Annotated in this window: 14 protein-coding genes and 1 pseudogene; 5 read left to right on the top strand and 10 right to left on the bottom strand. The window is 63.6% G+C overall.

All coding sequences use genetic code 11. From position 1 onward, the window contains the following. Positions 1–353 precede the first annotated feature (353 nt). Positions 354–878: an NUDIX hydrolase gene (locus MYF83_RS20180; RefSeq protein ID WP_248962025.1), complete on the bottom strand. Its 525-nt coding sequence runs from the start codon at positions 876–878 to the stop codon at positions 354–356. Positions 879–919: 41 nt separating this feature from the next. Then, on the bottom strand, positions 920–2266 hold the full coding sequence (locus MYF83_RS20175) for an NsdA family TPR-like regulatory protein (RefSeq protein ID WP_248962024.1): 1347 nt from the start codon (positions 2264–2266) through the stop codon (positions 920–922). A 265-nt stretch (positions 2267–2531) separates the two neighbouring features. Between MYF83_RS20175 and MYF83_RS20170 the strand changes: the two genes are divergently transcribed. The 3 genes from MYF83_RS20170 to MYF83_RS44355 all read left to right on the top strand — a co-directional run bounded on the left by MYF83_RS20170 (position 2532) and on the right by MYF83_RS44355 (position 4473). Beyond that, positions 2532–2987, top strand: a complete 456-nt coding sequence (locus tag MYF83_RS20170) for a hypothetical protein (RefSeq protein WP_248962023.1) — start codon at positions 2532–2534, stop codon at positions 2985–2987. Beyond that, positions 2984–3331 carry a hypothetical protein gene (locus MYF83_RS20165; RefSeq protein ID WP_248962022.1) on the top strand — a complete coding sequence of 116 codons (348 nt, stop codon included), beginning with the start codon at positions 2984–2986 and terminating at the stop codon, positions 3329–3331. Before MYF83_RS20170 ends, MYF83_RS20165 begins: the two co-directional genes overlap by 4 nt. A 593-nt stretch (positions 3332–3924) precedes the next feature. Next, complete coding sequence (locus MYF83_RS44355; RefSeq protein WP_372500202.1) at positions 3925–4473, top strand: helix-turn-helix domain-containing protein; 549 nt, start codon at positions 3925–3927, stop codon at positions 4471–4473. 275 nt (positions 4474–4748) lie between these two features. Here MYF83_RS44355 and MYF83_RS20160 read toward each other — a convergent pair whose 3' ends face one another. Continuing rightward, the gene (locus MYF83_RS20160) at positions 4749–5630 is read right to left on the bottom strand and encodes a hypothetical protein (RefSeq protein WP_248962021.1); all 882 of its coding nucleotides are present in this window, start codon (positions 5628–5630) and stop codon (positions 4749–4751) included. A 13-nt stretch (positions 5631–5643) separates the two neighbouring features. On the opposite strand from MYF83_RS20160, the gene MYF83_RS20155 reads away from it, so the two are divergent. Beyond that, entirely contained in the window at positions 5644–6081 is a 438-nt protein-coding gene (locus tag MYF83_RS20155; RefSeq protein ID WP_248962020.1) for a hypothetical protein, read from the top strand. Positions 6082–6109: 28 nt separating this feature from the next. Here the strand turns inward: MYF83_RS20155 and MYF83_RS20150 are convergent. The 6 genes and pseudogenes from MYF83_RS20150 to MYF83_RS20125 form a co-directional block, all read right to left on the bottom strand. After that, positions 6110–6595 (bottom strand): annotated as a pseudogene (locus tag MYF83_RS20150) (HAD family hydrolase); the annotation flags it as partial. 859 nt (positions 6596–7454) lie between these two features. Then, entirely contained in the window at positions 7455–7958 is a 504-nt protein-coding gene (locus MYF83_RS20145) for a hypothetical protein (RefSeq protein ID WP_248962019.1), read from the bottom strand. After that, positions 7955–8971 carry a nucleotidyltransferase domain-containing protein gene (locus MYF83_RS20140; protein ID WP_248962018.1) on the bottom strand — a complete coding sequence of 339 codons (1017 nt, stop codon included), beginning with the start codon at positions 8969–8971 and terminating at the stop codon, positions 7955–7957. Before MYF83_RS20140 ends, MYF83_RS20145 begins: the two co-directional genes overlap by 4 nt. Positions 8972–9124: 153 nt before the next feature. Then, positions 9125–10171 carry an ImmA/IrrE family metallo-endopeptidase gene (locus MYF83_RS20135; protein ID WP_248962017.1) on the bottom strand — a complete coding sequence of 349 codons (1047 nt, stop codon included), beginning with the start codon at positions 10169–10171 and terminating at the stop codon, positions 9125–9127. Further along, positions 10171–10908, bottom strand: coding sequence for a hypothetical protein (locus tag MYF83_RS20130; protein ID WP_248962016.1), 738 nt, complete (start codon positions 10906–10908; stop codon positions 10171–10173). The genes MYF83_RS20135 and MYF83_RS20130 overlap by 1 nt, the downstream gene beginning before the upstream one ends. 231 nt (positions 10909–11139) lie before the next feature. Then, complete coding sequence (locus tag MYF83_RS20125; RefSeq protein ID WP_248962015.1) at positions 11140–12150, bottom strand: hypothetical protein; 1011 nt, start codon at positions 12148–12150, stop codon at positions 11140–11142. A gap of 889 nt (positions 12151–13039) precedes the next feature. Between MYF83_RS20125 and MYF83_RS20120 the strand changes: the two genes are divergently transcribed. Then, positions 13040–14326, top strand: coding sequence for a hypothetical protein (locus MYF83_RS20120; protein ID WP_248962014.1), 1287 nt, complete (start codon positions 13040–13042; stop codon positions 14324–14326). A 43-nt stretch (positions 14327–14369) separates the two neighbouring features. Here the strand turns inward: MYF83_RS20120 and MYF83_RS20115 are convergent, their stop codons facing one another. After that, positions 14370–14939, bottom strand: coding sequence for a hypothetical protein (locus MYF83_RS20115; RefSeq protein ID WP_248962013.1), 570 nt, complete (start codon positions 14937–14939; stop codon positions 14370–14372). Positions 14940–15236 lie beyond the last annotated feature (297 nt).

Below are 15236 nucleotides of genomic sequence, written 5' to 3'. Positions count from 1 at the left end.
TACGCCATCGACGCCGTGGTGGCCGCCACCGCCCTGCGTGCGGTCAGGCCGGTGATCGTCCTCACCTCTGATGAGGATGACATGTCCACGCTCTGTGGAAAAGCCGTCAAGGTCGTCGGAGTCTAAGACTTACGGGTCACCTGCCAATGCACACTCGGCGGTACCAACGTCAAGCTAGGTGACCCATCTCGATGGGGCGCCTGCCAGACTGGCCTGGTCCCGACCGAGGAGTAGCTTTACAGATCTCGCTGTACGGCTCGCGCTCAACTCCTGGGCGTGAGCCGTCCTGCTGTCCGGCCACAGTTGATCCGCTGATCGCCCGCCGTGTCGGCTGTCTGGACTTCAGCCGGTTCCTATATCTCGGTGAGGGCGTACAGCAGAGCGGCCATGCTGGTGCCGCTCACGATGTCGCCCTTGCCGACCAGCCGGGGGACGTCGCTCAGCGGTACCCATTCGACGCGCTCGGCCTCCCAACCCTCGGTGGGCTGGTCGATGTAGGTGGCGCTGTCGGCATGGAAGATGTGGTGAACGGAGTCGGAGATGCCGTTGGTGGGCTGGACCTTCACCAATGGGCGCAGCGGCCCGGGCCGCCAGCCGGTCTCCTCCTCGACCTCCCGGGCGGCGGCGCCCGCCGACTCCTCCCCGTCTTCGATCTTCCCGATGGGAATCTCCCATCCCCAGGAGTCGGTGATGAAGCGGTGCCGCCAGATCAGTAGCACCCGGCGCCGTTCGTCGGTTACCACGGCTCCGGCTCCGGGCGCAGTGCGGATCAACCGGTGGTCCAGATGCCTGCCGTCGGGCAGTTCCACATCCGCAACCCGAATGTCGAGCCACGTGTCGGTGTAGAGAGGCTCTTCGGAGTTGACCTGCCAGCGCATGCGGCGTACTCCCAGTGTGGTTGCCCGATCTCGGTCCCACGCTACAAGGGCACGCGTGCCTGTTGGCGTACCCGTGTCAGAAACCCTCGGACCACACGGGCGTCGAAAGGGCGCAGCGCGTCGGCCACTGTGGCGACCCGCTCGGCGATGCGCTCGGACTCCATGCCCTGCGCGCGCTCCAACATGGTCTCGGCGGTGGCGACGGCTTGGTCCAATTCGCGACGCTCGGCCAAGACGAGGGCGAGGGTGGCGAGCCGGTGTGTCTGGCCGCGTAGGTGGCAGGTGTCAGCGTGCCTGAGCGCTTCCTCGGCGTAGGTCTGAGCTGCCATGAGATCACCGAGGCGCCGCAGCGCTTCGGCGTGCTGGCATTCCAGCAGACCCGGCTGAACGTAGCCGGTCTCCGGCGGTTCCTCCGCTTCCCGGATCTGAGCCGCTGTGGTCTCCGATCGCCGCATGTGCGCATGACAGCTCGCCCGGTCTCCAACCCGCGCGTATGCCTTGGCCTGGAGTATGTGAAGGTCGGTCACCAGAGCGGGACTTAGATGATCGCGAGTTCCCCGCAACGCGGTCTCGGCGTACTGGATCACATACCGGTGCTTCGCCTGGGACATGGCCTGGTTGGCCAGCAGCGCGACCACGTAGCCGCCAAACGCCAGGCTGCCGGATGCCTTGGCCATGCGCAGAGCATGGAACAGGTAACGCTGGGAGAGCGCCTGACGGTCGGAGTCGTAGGCGCAGACGCCCGCGAGCGCGACCAAGCCACCGGCTGCCCGGAACAGCTCTCGCCCTGTTTGATCATCGTGGCTGCCCTTGAGCAGCGGTGTCACGTTGGCGTTGAGGAATGCCACGATGCGCGGCCGTACGGGCACACCGCCGACTCGGCGGTACATCTGCTCGTAGCGAGCGCGCGCGTCCTTGAGCACCTGCACGTCGTCCCTGCTTACCGGGTGCGGCCCTCGGCGCGAGACGTCTGGCTCATGAGGCGGGTTCTCCCATTCGAACACGGGGGCGATGGCCGCAGGTCCGTCGATCATGGTGGCGCCCGTCAGGAACGCCTTGTCGACGAGGTCTCCGCGCCACAACGCGACCGCCTGGTCAATGACCTGAGGCAACCCTGGCTCGTCCGGCTCGATCCGGTTACGGGTCATGCCAATGTCTGAGAGCGTCAGAGTCCGGCCGATCTTGCTCCCGATGATCTGGCAAATGATCTCTGGTACGTCTCCGCGGGGGATGGCCCTGTCCCTGATCCATCGGGCGATGGCGGTGTGGTCGTAGTGCGTCGGGCGCCGAGCGGTTGCCATAGCCGCGTTGATGCGTACGGCGAGCCCAGCGTGCGAAATCCTCGCTTCGGCGAGTAGCGAGTCAAGCAGGATGTTCGGCTCGCCCATCGGCCTGCCTCCACGTCAGCGCCCACCTCTTCTCGGAGTGTAAGCAGGTCGTCACGAACGAGGCAGGTCATCTGTCCGCGTGGTCCATCACCACTGGATCGCTTTCACACGGGGTGTGAACCGACTCCCACAGCCTGGGCCGATCACGCCCTTATGCCGCCACACAGTCAGGCGTTCCACTGGCCGCACCCGCACAGTAGGCGGACCCGCCGAAGCGATGCGACTCGTTCGAGGGGTCCTCAACCGCACGCTGGAGGTGCGATCCGTGGACAACCTTAAAGCCGGCCACGACGAGGAACGCAAACGCGACAGCCCCGAGACGAGTACTCCGACTCCCCGGCCGGCGACAGAGGACAGGGCGGTCACCGAAGCCACGGCGGAAAGGCAGGACAGGGTCCTGGTCGTGGTGCAGCGGCTTCTCAAGGAGCGGGGTATCCGTTCCCGCCGTGATCACAGGATCAGTCTCGGGTTGTTCGCCCACCGGGTGGACGCGGCCTGGCCGAACCGTACGGTTCCTCGGTCGCGGACGAGGCGATACCCGCCCGAATTGGTCGTGACCGATCCCCAGGGGCAGCGCACGGCCACGGTGACGATAGAGCGACGTTCGGGCTGCTACCTGCTGATGCTGCACGGTGGCCCCGACTCCGAGCCGGTGAAGGTACGCGAAGCGGGAAGGGTCGTGGCTTTGATCACGCGAGCTACGTCGCAGGCGTCAGCATGATCAGACAACAGCACCGGCCGACCGTGATGACTGTCATGCCCCAGCTCCCGGACACTCCGGCGGTACGAGCTGCCGAACAGCTGCGGCTGACTCTCGCTCATCACGGGATCGGCGCCAGGGTCTACGGGGGATACGGGCTGGCACTGCTGACGGTCGGTCCCATGATCGTGTGGTGCAACGGGGAGCGCTTCTGGTGGTGCGCGGGCTGGGATGCCCGGCGACGTCGGCCGATCTACGGCTCACAGCAGGTCGGCCAGACGGAGCGCACCGCGCGGCGCGTCGTCTGCCACTGCACCCGTCTTCACGAGCGGCAGTCAACGCAGCCTCCTGGGCGCGCGTCATGAGCGATCCTGCGGAGCGTGTAGGTCCACACGTGGCCATGGATCAGCACGGTCACGCAGTGCTCGACTGGTCGGCTTCCCATCACGTGATCGAGCGAGGGTGTCCGATCTTGTGGACCAGCTCTTGCCGGGCAGCGGTGTATGAGTTGCGCCGGGGCGGCGGGCGGGCGTTCATTCGCCGGACCGTGCAACTCGACGGGGGGCCGGTGGTGCACGAGACGCCGTGCTGGTCGATCGGTTGGGCTCGGTTGCTCTGGGCGAACCTGTTGTGCGGCGGAGCACGATAGCCGCACCCGGCAATCCCGCCCCAAAGCTGGTGCGGCGGCGCGGCCTTCCCCCGTGTCCGCGTCGCCGTACCTAATCAGAGATCACCGTGATCAGGTGTATGTCATTCGAGGTAGCCCTGCTCTACATATAGCAATGTGAACTGCGCGCGGGTATTGCTGCACGGGCCGAAAGACACCCGTATTAGGAGAGCGGCTCCAACGTCCACGTGTCAGAGGCGCTGACCTGCACGAACTTCCGATGAGGAGATCGATGACCCGTAGATCATTTCGCACATGCTTCGCGTCGTTGACTGAGCTGTCTTGCCGCCGATGCTGACGGTGGGTCTTCGTTGCCTACCGGATAGCGAATCGTCTCCCAGTGGCGACTGGGCCACGTCACCGATGGTCCATACGGTCCTGGCCATGCCAACCACGAATGTCAGAAAACACCTGCGGCGACTTCGCGACGGTAGAGTTGTACAGGTTAGAGCGCATCCGCGTCGCCTGCCGACAAACCCGGTCATTGTGGGCGGTGGCGGTCTCATTGTGGCGTTATTCATGCTTTTCGGTATCGGTTTTATCCTGTCCCAAACGGGCCAGACCCCCGCTGTCCCAGGACGCGGTGCGTCCACCGCTCCGGTACGGCTGGCCGGAGTCCACGCTGACTTGGCGCAGGCGTTGACTGCTGCTCGACAGCACGCAGGAATGTCACGAGTGCAAGCCGCAACACAGGCTGGCATGTCAGAGTCCGAGATCGCCAGCTTCGAAGAAGGAACATTGACGCCCGACGCCACAGACGTGGACGCCCTCTGCAACGCCTACGGTCTGACGCCAGAAGCGCGGAACGAACTGATGGCTCTTCAGTGGAAGACGCAATAGAACCGGGTACCGGGGGACTCGATCGCAACATGCCCATACTGCCTCTTCGTCCCGAACTGTAGGCGTGGCCAAGGTTGATGCATTACGGGCCTGCCCAAGCGTGTGATGACGAGTGATTGGGTGCGGCCTTGTGAGCCTGTGTTGCTGTACGGGGCTGCTGTATAGCAGTCACCACGCCGGGCACGACATAGCAACTGGGAGCTGAGGGAACGCCTTGCTCTGCCGTAGCGCTCAGATGATCATCTCGTACATGTCCCACGCCATCGTGTTCCCGGCTACCTGGGTGGGTTAGCAGAACCTGTGTGATGAGCAGTGCCATCACGGACAGTGATGATCCGATCTGGTTGTCCAAGTCCTTGCGTATCGATCCAGCCTCGGCCATTCGTGTGCCCGGCGGCCACCAGCCGATCCCGCTGTCCTGGCGGCGCAAGCGTGTCGTTGTACATCTGACACAACCCTTCGCCGGTGTCGGAGAAGAGATACCTGCTGGCGTAGACCCGCCCCTGATGAGCCCATTCGTAGCGCACGACACGGCGGCGCACCAGGGCGTCGAACCACTCCGCGGCGCGGTCCGCCAGCTCGTCCGAAGGACCGGAAGCGGTGAGGCTAAGGCTGGTGGGCTCATCGGGCAGGGTGAACAGCTGGTTGTGAAGCTTGTCTGCGTGGATGCAGCCGTCCTGGACCCGAACGCCGGCCGTGAGCAGGCTGAGATTCTCGCCTGGTGACTTGAGATCGACGAAGACGACGGGAAACGCGCCCTCGTCGGTGCGCTCTAGCCATATGTCCGCTGACCATTCGGCCACTCGTGTTTCGATCCGTGTCATGAAGACCCGCTGCGTCTCGCTGAGATCAGCTTCACATTCACGCCAGTCGTCCAGGAACACGACAAAGAGGGTAGAGCACTCCTCCGCGAGGCGGCCATGGCGTCGTTGACTGCTCTGCACGAATGCTGCCCCGGGCGAGTCCTGATGACGCCAGGGGTCCCGCAACGGGCGCGGGGCGGCGACTCGAGCCGTAATATCCCCCTTGTGACGGCAGCCGATGACTTCCATACCTTCTGCAGGACGGTCAAGGCCCGTTCGCAGGAACATCACCAAGCCATGGACATCGCGCTGAAACGGGGCTGGTGGGCGATCGCCGGCAGCGTGCTGCGCCATGGAGCTCGACTCCATGATCCGCGTCATCTACCTACTGCACAACCCGGATGTGCGGGACCGTATTTTGACTTCCTGCGTTACCGGCAAGGGATTTAAGGACGACCGAGTCCGCATCCCTGATCGAAGCATGATCGATGATGTCGCTACCGGTGACAAGGGCTGGGTAGATGCCGTGTATAGGTTCGGAAACAGGTTCGTGCACCTGACCGACGCGCACGACTACGCAGAGGTAGATCCGTTTCAGGCGTACGAGCATAAGGATGAGGTCATCAAATACCTCAACCAGTACCACGGAGGCATGCTGCCTGGTCGGCCGCTGGACGACAGCTCCACATTGCGTGACATAGCTGCGTATGCCCCGTACGTGCTAGACAAGATCACCAAGAACCTGAACGGATGCATCGAGTCTCTGCGCGAAGAGGTGGCTCCTCTCAATGAGGGGCTGGTGTGAGACTATTTTTCAACTTAACTTTGTTTAGCTACTTCAGCTTGCGCAAAATTTCCATCGCCTGAGTCACGTCCGTGACGACGTGATCGGCTTTGCACTCCTCGTCCAGCCATTTTCCTCTGTCGATCCAGATGGTGCACAGCCCCGCCGCGCGCCCGCCGGCCACATCGGCAGTCAGATTGTCCCCGATCATCCAGCCGCCCCGATTGAGAGTGACACCGCAGCGCTGAGCCGCGATCTCGAATATGCCGACGTCGGGTTTGCGGATGCCCTCTGCGCCGGACAGTGCCCAGGCGTCTACAATATTGGCCAAGCCGGTGTTACGGATCTTGCCGAATTGGTTGTCGGCCATCTCGTTCGTGACGATCGCCACCCGCCACCCGGACGCTCGTAGCCCGGCGAGCCCATCAAGGACTTCGGTGCGACAGCGGACCAGGTGGGGCATGCGCTTGCGGTATCCGCTCCACAGCTCGTCGAGCGAATTCGGCAGGGCCAGGTACTTGCGGACCTTGGTGAAGAAGACCTCACGATGCGGATGGCCTGACCGGTCCGTGCACCTTCAGGAGGACCGCTTCGACCGGCGGGCTCGGCCGTGCGGGCAATGATCTTCTGGTGAGCGCCGGGCGCCGGTGCGCTTGCGGAGAGCGTCCGGCCAGTGTGCACGTGGAGGGTGCGGCAACCTGCCGCGTCCGTGACCTTCGACCCCCGGGTCGCTCACGCTGGTCGATCCGGTGACGCCGCGCTGCCTGTATCTCCTGCTGCGGAGCAAGTACAGCACTTCTCCAGCGCAGGGTCGGGTTCTGCTGTTTTGAGGGTAGGAAGGCAACCACGACGCCGGAGACGCCGCATCGTCCACCGTCGCCACATGAGGCGGCGAAGTCCAAATCGGTAGATGACCGCGAGCTCCATGCGGGTGACGATCTGATCTACTCCTCGGGGGCCGACATCGCCGAGGACCATTCCTGCGGCGGTCGTCACGGGTGGCGTCCGCCAGGCAGCTACGCATGCTGGTGAGACGCGAGCGCTGAGCTCCTCCAGACAGGAGTCGAAGATCTTGCTGACGGCCTGACTTTCGGCAGCAACCCAGGCTTTGGATTCGGCCAGTTGCTCTTGCAGGGTATGTCCGTGATTGGCGAGCGTCGCTAGCGTGCTGGGCTCGTCATCAGTGCGTCGGCGGATTCGGTAGGGATATTCAGCCCAGGCCACCAGGCAGCGGACGACCTGTGCGTAGTGGTCGCGCCGGACGGCGGCGTTGGCCCTGGCGTTACCCAGGAGGGTACCGAGCACCCCGGCGAGCACGCTCGACCCTAGAACGGCCAGGCCGACCGAGAGCAGGGCCGACTGCTCGGAGGCCTGGCTGGTGGCTAAGTAGGTGTTCAGCCGGGTCGGACCCATCGGTGCCGTTCCCTCCGCATCTGGAGCGTGCGAATACGGTGGGGCAATTCGTTGCTGTCACCGTGCGGGGCATCTTCGCACGGCCAGACGTTGGTGCGTCGCCATGTCTCCTCGAACATTAGATGCCGGTGGACCAGGGTGATGAGCGGTTCCAGGCCGTCCTCGGGCAGCCACCGCAGCGCGGGATCATCGCGGTCGTACTGCAGGCACAGGTCGGCGGGTTCAGAGTTGCGGTGCTTGAAGCGACGTCCGGGGCCCGAACGCGGATAGACGTGGATCCGATCGCCGGGCGGCATGATCACCAGCCGCACGCGCTCGGGAGGATATCCGTCGCGGGCGAGTGCGGGTAGGGGCAGCAGGGTCAGTTCGAACAGGGCAGCTCCTTGCCATCCGGTGCGGCCGGTGGCCTCCACCACGCCGTACAGGTCGGCGTGGTGGAGGAGGTGTTCGGCTGCCTCGGCCGGATGGTCGAGGGCCTCGGTCACGGGGTACGCCATGACCTCGCCGGCCTGTTCGGCTGAACCCCGCGCCGCGAAGTGACGGCGCGGCCGGTGGAGGTGATGCTGCCAGCGGTCAGCGCGACCAGCGCCTGGGCGGGGGTCTGCGCAGATGGTGCCGGGAAGGGGTCGCCGAACACCGAATGCCAGATCTCGATGGCGGCCTCGTGCTCGCCGTCTGAGGCCAACCCGAGGGCCTCCTTGCCGCGTGCCGCCGCCGTCGCGAACACCTGGCTGTAAACCTTTCGGTCGGATGACGTCCATTTCTCGGCCAGGTCATCGACGCCGGTGGGGTCCATCACCTTCCCCATCACCGCCGTGGCCGCGTGCTCGAAGAAGGTCACCATGGCGGTCGCGTGCGGCATCTTCTTGGTGATCGCCGCGTAGCACAGCGACTCGATGACCAACCCGCACAGGTCGTGCAGCTGCGGCTTGTCGCTCTTGAACGCCTTGCCCATGCGGACCTGGTGGACGAACACGCCCCCGGTCGCCTGATTGCGTTCGGTCACCACTCGGCGCAGGGTGCGGGTGTTGGATCGCTCCCAGCGGTCAAGCTCACGGTCGGCGATGAACACGTCCTCGCCGCCGGCGGCGTCGGCGAAGGCCGGGACCAGGTCGAAGGTGAAGCTGCAGTCGGGGAAAGTGACCTGAAGCGCATGGGCGGGCTTGTCGTCGACATCGAAGCGCGCGTCCGGCCAGCGTTTTTCAATCTCGTGGCGAAGCCGGGCCATCGCGGCTGCGGGGCCGCCCTTGCCCGGGTCGAACCATGCCGTGCGATATGCCTCGGGCAGGAGAATGACCATGTCGACGTCCTTCAGCGGCTTGGGCATGGTCTTGCGGGCGAAGCTGCCCTGCAGGAACGCGGAGGCGGCGATCCCCGCTTCCGTAAGGACGTCGGTGATCTCCTGGTGACGGTCCATCGCCTTGTCTCGTTCGGTGGGGTCGAGGTTGAGCTCGGTGTCGAAGTGGCCGAAGGCCGCCGGGATAGTTGTCGGATCCATGAACTCGTTCGTCTCTCCTATTCCGCCGATCTGTGGTGCGAGGTGGGCGTCGTCGGCGTCGGCGCGGCACCTGGTGCGGCCGTGCAGGATCGGGCCTCACACCAAGAACAGACGACCTAATTCGGCTCTGTCGCCACAGCAGGCAGATAAATGTCAGGAGCAATCAGAGCAGGACGCCGCCCCCGCCGGGAACATCGCAGCGGGCAGCCGCTGGAAGCAGCTGGGACAGGTTTGTTCGCGCACTCTGGGCGGACACTGGCACCGCTGGCATTCCGGGCACCGAGGGCGTCCGCATCCCTGGCATTGAGCGTCGAAGGAGGAGAACTCGTGGCCGCATTCAGTGTGCTCGCACACCCAGCTCGGGGCTACCGGTCCCGGGGTGAACGAGGACGGGGAGAAATTCAGCCACGGCGCGCCGTCGGTGACCGCCACCAGCAGGAGATAGCCGCCCATGGGCACAACTTGTGCATACAGGTCATCGCCATGGATGCCGTCGCGGTAACGCAGCTGGGTACGTCCGGTGGCGCGCCCGGAGCCGGCCAAGGCCTCCCGTACGGTGCCGATGTCGCCCTGTGTGCTGCCGCGGGCGATCGGAGGAAGGCCGACGCTGGCGCTGAAGGACACCTTGCCGTCCCCTTCTAGGAGCACGACGTGTCCTGGGCTTGAGAGGCGTTGCGCGGCTCGAACGCAGGAGGCAGCCCGCGAGGCCACGGACGCCTGCCATAGATCCACGACGTGAGCGCCGGTTGGGCCACGGGGCCCAATGAACCGGTCGACCAGCGAGGTGGGCAAGAGGATCTCGGCGGCGAAGGCGTCGCATGCCCCGGCTTCCAGCGCGATCCCGTCGTCAGGCTGCTCCAGCAGCAGGTCGGCCAGCGTTGTCTGGTTCTGCTGTAGATGGTGGCCGAACTCGTGCAACACGGTGAAGGCCCGGCGGCCGACGCTGGCGGAGGTCGCTACCCCTAACACGGGCGGCACCGCATCGTGGATGTACACCCCCGCCACGCTGCATCCCGAGCCACCGGCGCGGTCACCGGTTTCGGCCTCGGGCACTAGCCGCACCTCAAGGTCGGCGAAGGTTGACAACATGGCGAACGGCTCGACGCCGAGCCGTAGGGCCGCTCCGGGAGAGAGCTGCTCCAGCACTCGCAGCATCGCCACCACCTGGGCCGCGACCAGCTCACGCGGAACGAACGGCATCAGTCCGCCAAGGACACCTGGAAGTAGCGGTCGATGCGTTCGTCCCATTCCGGCTCGCGAGACTGGCCAGTCTGGCGCGCCGCTTGCGAATTCACCCCGTACGTCGCCGCCAGCCTGGCGCTGTGCTCGGTGATGGCCCGTTTCTGGGCCAGCCGCACCACTTGAGCCCGGCGACGTGGCCTGCTCATCTGCACAACCAACGCTGCGGGTGGTGAAGCGTTGGCCTCTAACACCGCCTGTTCGCTGATGCCCAGCATCGGCGCCAGCGCTGTCGCCTCCACGTCCGACACTGGAACTTGCCCCCGGCGCAGCGCCAGCGCCCGCTGCGGCGTCACGCTTAGCACCTCGACCAGCTTCTGCGGGCTGACGGCGGCTGAAGCCAGCAGCCGGGCAAGCTCTCCAGTCCCCGTGGGCGCCCACGCCGCCTCGGCGAATTCGTGCACGGCATCGTCCAGCCCGGCCCGTACATCATGCCGAGGATCGGTCGCACTGACCGGGTCGCTGCCCCACCGGGCGCCTCCCGCGATCGCAGCGGCCTCCCATCCCGATCGCGAAACGTCCACTGTGACTGTCCCGACCTGACGGTCGAGTACGCATAGGGGAATCCGGCGTGCCAGATCCGTCCAGACGGCCAGTGTCACGGCGGGAGAGGTTTGATCAGGCGCGAGTATGAGCGTCCGCGCGTCGGCGTGCCGGTCATCTAGCATGATTGGCATGGCGACGACCGCGTCGTTCACCTTCAAGATCAGTAGTAGTTCGACAACCTCATGCCAGCGGGCCCGCCATAGCTGACCTGGAGCGGGGTCATCAGGCTCCGCCTGGACGACTGCTCGGACCTCGTCGGGTATCCGGACCGCACCAACCGCGGCCATAAGTCGACCCAGTCCCTGCTCTCCGCCTCGTCCCACTGACGACATGCTGCCCCTCCGCTCGACCTGGCGCCACTCCCGTCTCTATCGACAGACGACCTAACCCGGATCGTTGAGCCCACCGCACAACTCCACCAAGGCGAGCGCCACCATGTCATGGTCGGCGTCATCCACAGTGGCCAGACGCAGTTGTTCGAGGAGGGTCTCTCCTATCACACCAGCCCGGGCCTGTCCTGTCCCCAAAACCTCCCCCCATCGACTCCGTTGGCCCAGGACCGGCACCAACCGGCGCTCCTCCGGCGACAGCAGCGAAAACAGCGCCCGCGCCCGCATGCCGACATCAACTCGGCTAACCCAGCCAAGCTGATCATGTTGATCCTCGAAGGGCACGAAGTTCGGCTCACGAAGCAGCCGAAAACGCTGTTGCAGCACCCGAGCAAGATCTTCGATCTGGACAGCCCCCTGAGCCGCCTCCAGCACTGCTTCTGCCACCGTCAACAGAGCCTCTCTGGTCGCCCGCGGCGTCTGACCGGAATGGTTCCACTGAGTGATCTCCGCTCCGCGCACGCCGAAGGCGACACGCTCCAAGGTCGCCCGATCGCCTTGCCACGGCACAGATGACCCGCTGGTCAGCGCCCAGCGGTCTTTCTCGCCGAGATGAAACCGCTCGTCGGCTTCGAAAAGGGTCTCCAGCCTTCGCCGGAGCCGGCCGCGGGTGGTGCCCTTGGCCTGATCCTTGAGGAAGTTCTGCATCGTGGCCAGGAGCAGTCGCTCTAGGGACGGCTCATCCGTGGCCCGGAGGTAGCAGTTGAGGAGGAACTTGTGTCCCTGCCCAGGATTATCACGATCTTCCCGGTCGAACATGTCGGCGAGCAGATGGTCGACGGCGTCGTCGCTCCACCAGGTGTATCCCTCAGGGGGCGGGAACGTGGTCCGCGAGGACCGCGTGCATTGGCGTCCCAGCCGCTGCAAGAGCGCCACGGTCGCCGAGCCTGGCCGACCTTGGCTCAGCTCTACCTGGGCGGCCTCGGCAGTAGTGCCGGTGGCCCGCTCGCCACACGCCATTCTCGCCCGCCAATCGTCGTTGATCCAGCGAACTCCGCAGTCCACAGGCCTCTTCGGCAGGCGAGGACCGCAGGCTTGTCCGGACATGCCCAAGAAACACAAGTTGTGGAGTATCTACCTCGATAACACCGCTACATGTTGTGGTCCAACGCTAGGAGCACGCGCGGCTGGCGCGCAACCGCAAACGGTGACCACCGGAAAAGAGCCAGCTCATCGCATACGAGTCGGAAAGTTCGGGTGTGTCGCGACAGTAATTTCGCGCTGCCGGTCGGCGGCCTCCTGTTGCGGGGCGGTGATGTGGGCGGTCGCGGCGGTGTGCAGCTCGGTGGCCCGCCGGCAAGGTCGTCGCCATCCCACGCGGCAGCACGCGCAGTCCCGGTCTTGAGGGCTCACCGCTCACGATCTTGAATAGGGGGCTGGCGGCACGAGCGGCCTACTCTCGCTGTATCAGAGGGGGTCACGTCGTGCCCTTCGATCGAGTCAGTACCAGTCTCAGGGATCCTGCATCGGAAGTAGGCATCCTCGACGCGAGCCGGGCCACGACGTGACCACCCCAACCGTCCTTAGCACCGGAAGCCGCGTGGCAGGACCACCCAAGGCAGGTCCGCGGTGATCAACCAGGATGGAGAACGAGGTCAGAGGCAGCGCTCATCACTCGAGCAAGCCTGACCCTTTACCACGCTCATGATCGCGACGTCGACAGGACTCTGCGGGACACATCAGCTTTTACATCTATCAGATTCAGGTGCCCCCCAGTCGCGTAGCGGACATAATTGTGGGCGTGGGAGCTAGGAAGCTTCATGATCTTAGAGTCGCCCCGGCAGTCATAGCCGCCGCAGTGCCGCGGGTCAGCCCGGCGCGACTCTTCCGGCGCCGAATTTGGTTCGGCATTACAATCTCTCTTATTCCTGCTGCCCTTGCCTATTGGGTTAGCGTGAATACTAGAACCGACTGGTGGTTCTCGGGGGTAGCCATAGTCTTTATAGTAGCCGTTTGGTTTGCTGATGGCAGCGAACTTCTTCAGAGGGACGCGGAGCGAAAGGGGCGCGCATACAAGCAACCGCACACTCTATTTACGCGACCACAAGGCTCCCACCTCATCGCCACCATTGATGATCTCCGAGTCGGAGACTGGGTCTGCCCTGAAGCCGAATATGTCAAGGCAACAAAGCGCATACGCGAGCGGCGGGAATGGCTAAAGAGTCTACATGACGAAAAATTGAAGGAGCGGGAGGCCAGGGAGGCAGATGAGGATATTCGCTTTAAGCAGGAGCTCGATGAGTGGACGCAGCGTGCCGAAGGTTCAGATAATCGCTATCCTGGCAGCGCTCCGCGGCGACGACATTTTGATCCCATTTACGAACCCGATCTTCCAGAGCTGCCTGAACCAAATTTCTTCCCAATTATAGTTCTCGATTATAAAGGCTCTAGCCCTGAGGTCGATATTTGGTGTATGGGCAGGGATCCGTTCTCTTTAACCGCAGAGGACCGTGTACTTCGCCTTGAATTGGATTCTCATGCTCGTGCCCCAAAGGAGGTTTCGGAATTCGCTGGTGTTGTGACAGATCTCTTACTGTTTGCGCCAACGACCTGGGACGAGGAGGCGAATCTGGTAGAAACTCTTCGGAAGCGTGGCCATAATGATGAATTGATCCAGCATGCAATACGTGCATCATTGGCGACTGGCTTCCTTGCCCACGATTCCCGTCGCGGGCGTACGCACCTGGATGTCGTGCCGAAAGTTCGGAGTTTTTTAGGGTCGTCCAGTCGTTCGTCGAAAGGACGTCGGCTTTCATTGAACACTCTCGGGGAAGCGTGGGCGCGGACGCATCTCTATCCAGCTAAGCCGGAAACCCAAATTAAGCGTGGTGGTTCAGTGACTAACAACAACTTCGTCTTCTTTAATTCGCCGGTAAGCGGGTCGAATCTAGGCGGAACTGGTGACGTAATCAATCACGCTCACCCCGTGGACCTTGCTGACATTGTGGCTGCTACTGTCGCACTTCTAGATGCAGAGCGCCATCGTTTTTCTGAGACAAGCGACCCCAATGCGCTTATGAATGCACTAGAAGAGTTGCGCGCCGCACTCAACGAGCCGAAATTACCGGATTCGAAAGTGCGGAGAGCTCTGGCTGTGGTGGCCAGCATTGCAGGCGGGCTGAGCATGGGGGTTGCTGGAAACTTCATCTTCGATGCGATTAAGGACGTGTTGGGCGCTTAGACTGGAGCGCGGCGCGCCGGGGGGGCATCTAAATTCCACAGCGTCAGAACATTCCAGGTACAGTTCCTGGTTCAGGAAGGCCAGGGATTGGACTTCCATAGGAATCCGCATCGGGCTCGATGAGTGCTTCGATTCTCTCCGACTCTTCTGCGGTTAGATTTGTGCTGAATGCGTTTATGGGGTCTTCGAACTTTTCCATCAATCGCTCATTGACTAAGCCCATGAACATAGAAGCCCGCAGTAGCTCGTCACTCATGTACTCGCAGCCCTCTAAGGAAGTCATGGCGAACGCTCGTTGGCGGAAGTAGTTGTGAGCAAGAAAATTGCGGATCCGTCGCACTCGGTCAAGGTCTCGTTCTAGCTGCCCTAACTCGCCACCGAAGCGTGTTCCTAATGCCTTGCGGAGTCGCTCGATGGGTTTACGAGCCAGATCTATTGCATCGGCCTCAATTGCCTCCGCCGTGGAAGCTGTCCCCATTGCTAGCGACACCAGTACTAGGGTCGCTTCGATTTCCTGTGCCTGCTCCATCGCATGGGCGTAATCCATGCGGATCTCTTTGAATCGCTCCAGCAGTTCCGCCCGGCTTCGAGCCCTCTCTCTCTTCTTCCCCACGGTCTGAACCATACGTGCCGTTGCAGTCGGTGACCACAGGATTTGAGATCTTGATCGCTGTGGTGGGACGGCGCGTGGGCGGTGCTGGCCGCGATCGGCCGGAGAGCCGCAGCGCGGCCAGTGACCGCCCCGACGCGCGGCAGGCCGCCGCAGGCGGGCTGCCCTTGATACATGTACAGATAAGTTACTTTCGATCTTGGCCGGTTCACATCTTCGCCGGTTGGTCGAGTGGTCATGAGTCTTCCGCTGGCTGGCCGGCACGGCAGCGTTGAGGACGACTGGGGACGTCCTGTCTCA

The sequence above is a fragment of the Sphaerisporangium perillae genome, assembly GCF_023276435.1.
GTDB lineage: Bacteria > Actinomycetota > Actinomycetes > Streptosporangiales > Streptosporangiaceae > Sphaerisporangium > Sphaerisporangium perillae.
Note: the sequence above shows the minus strand (reverse complement) of the source record. Positions and strands in the feature narration are given on the sequence as shown.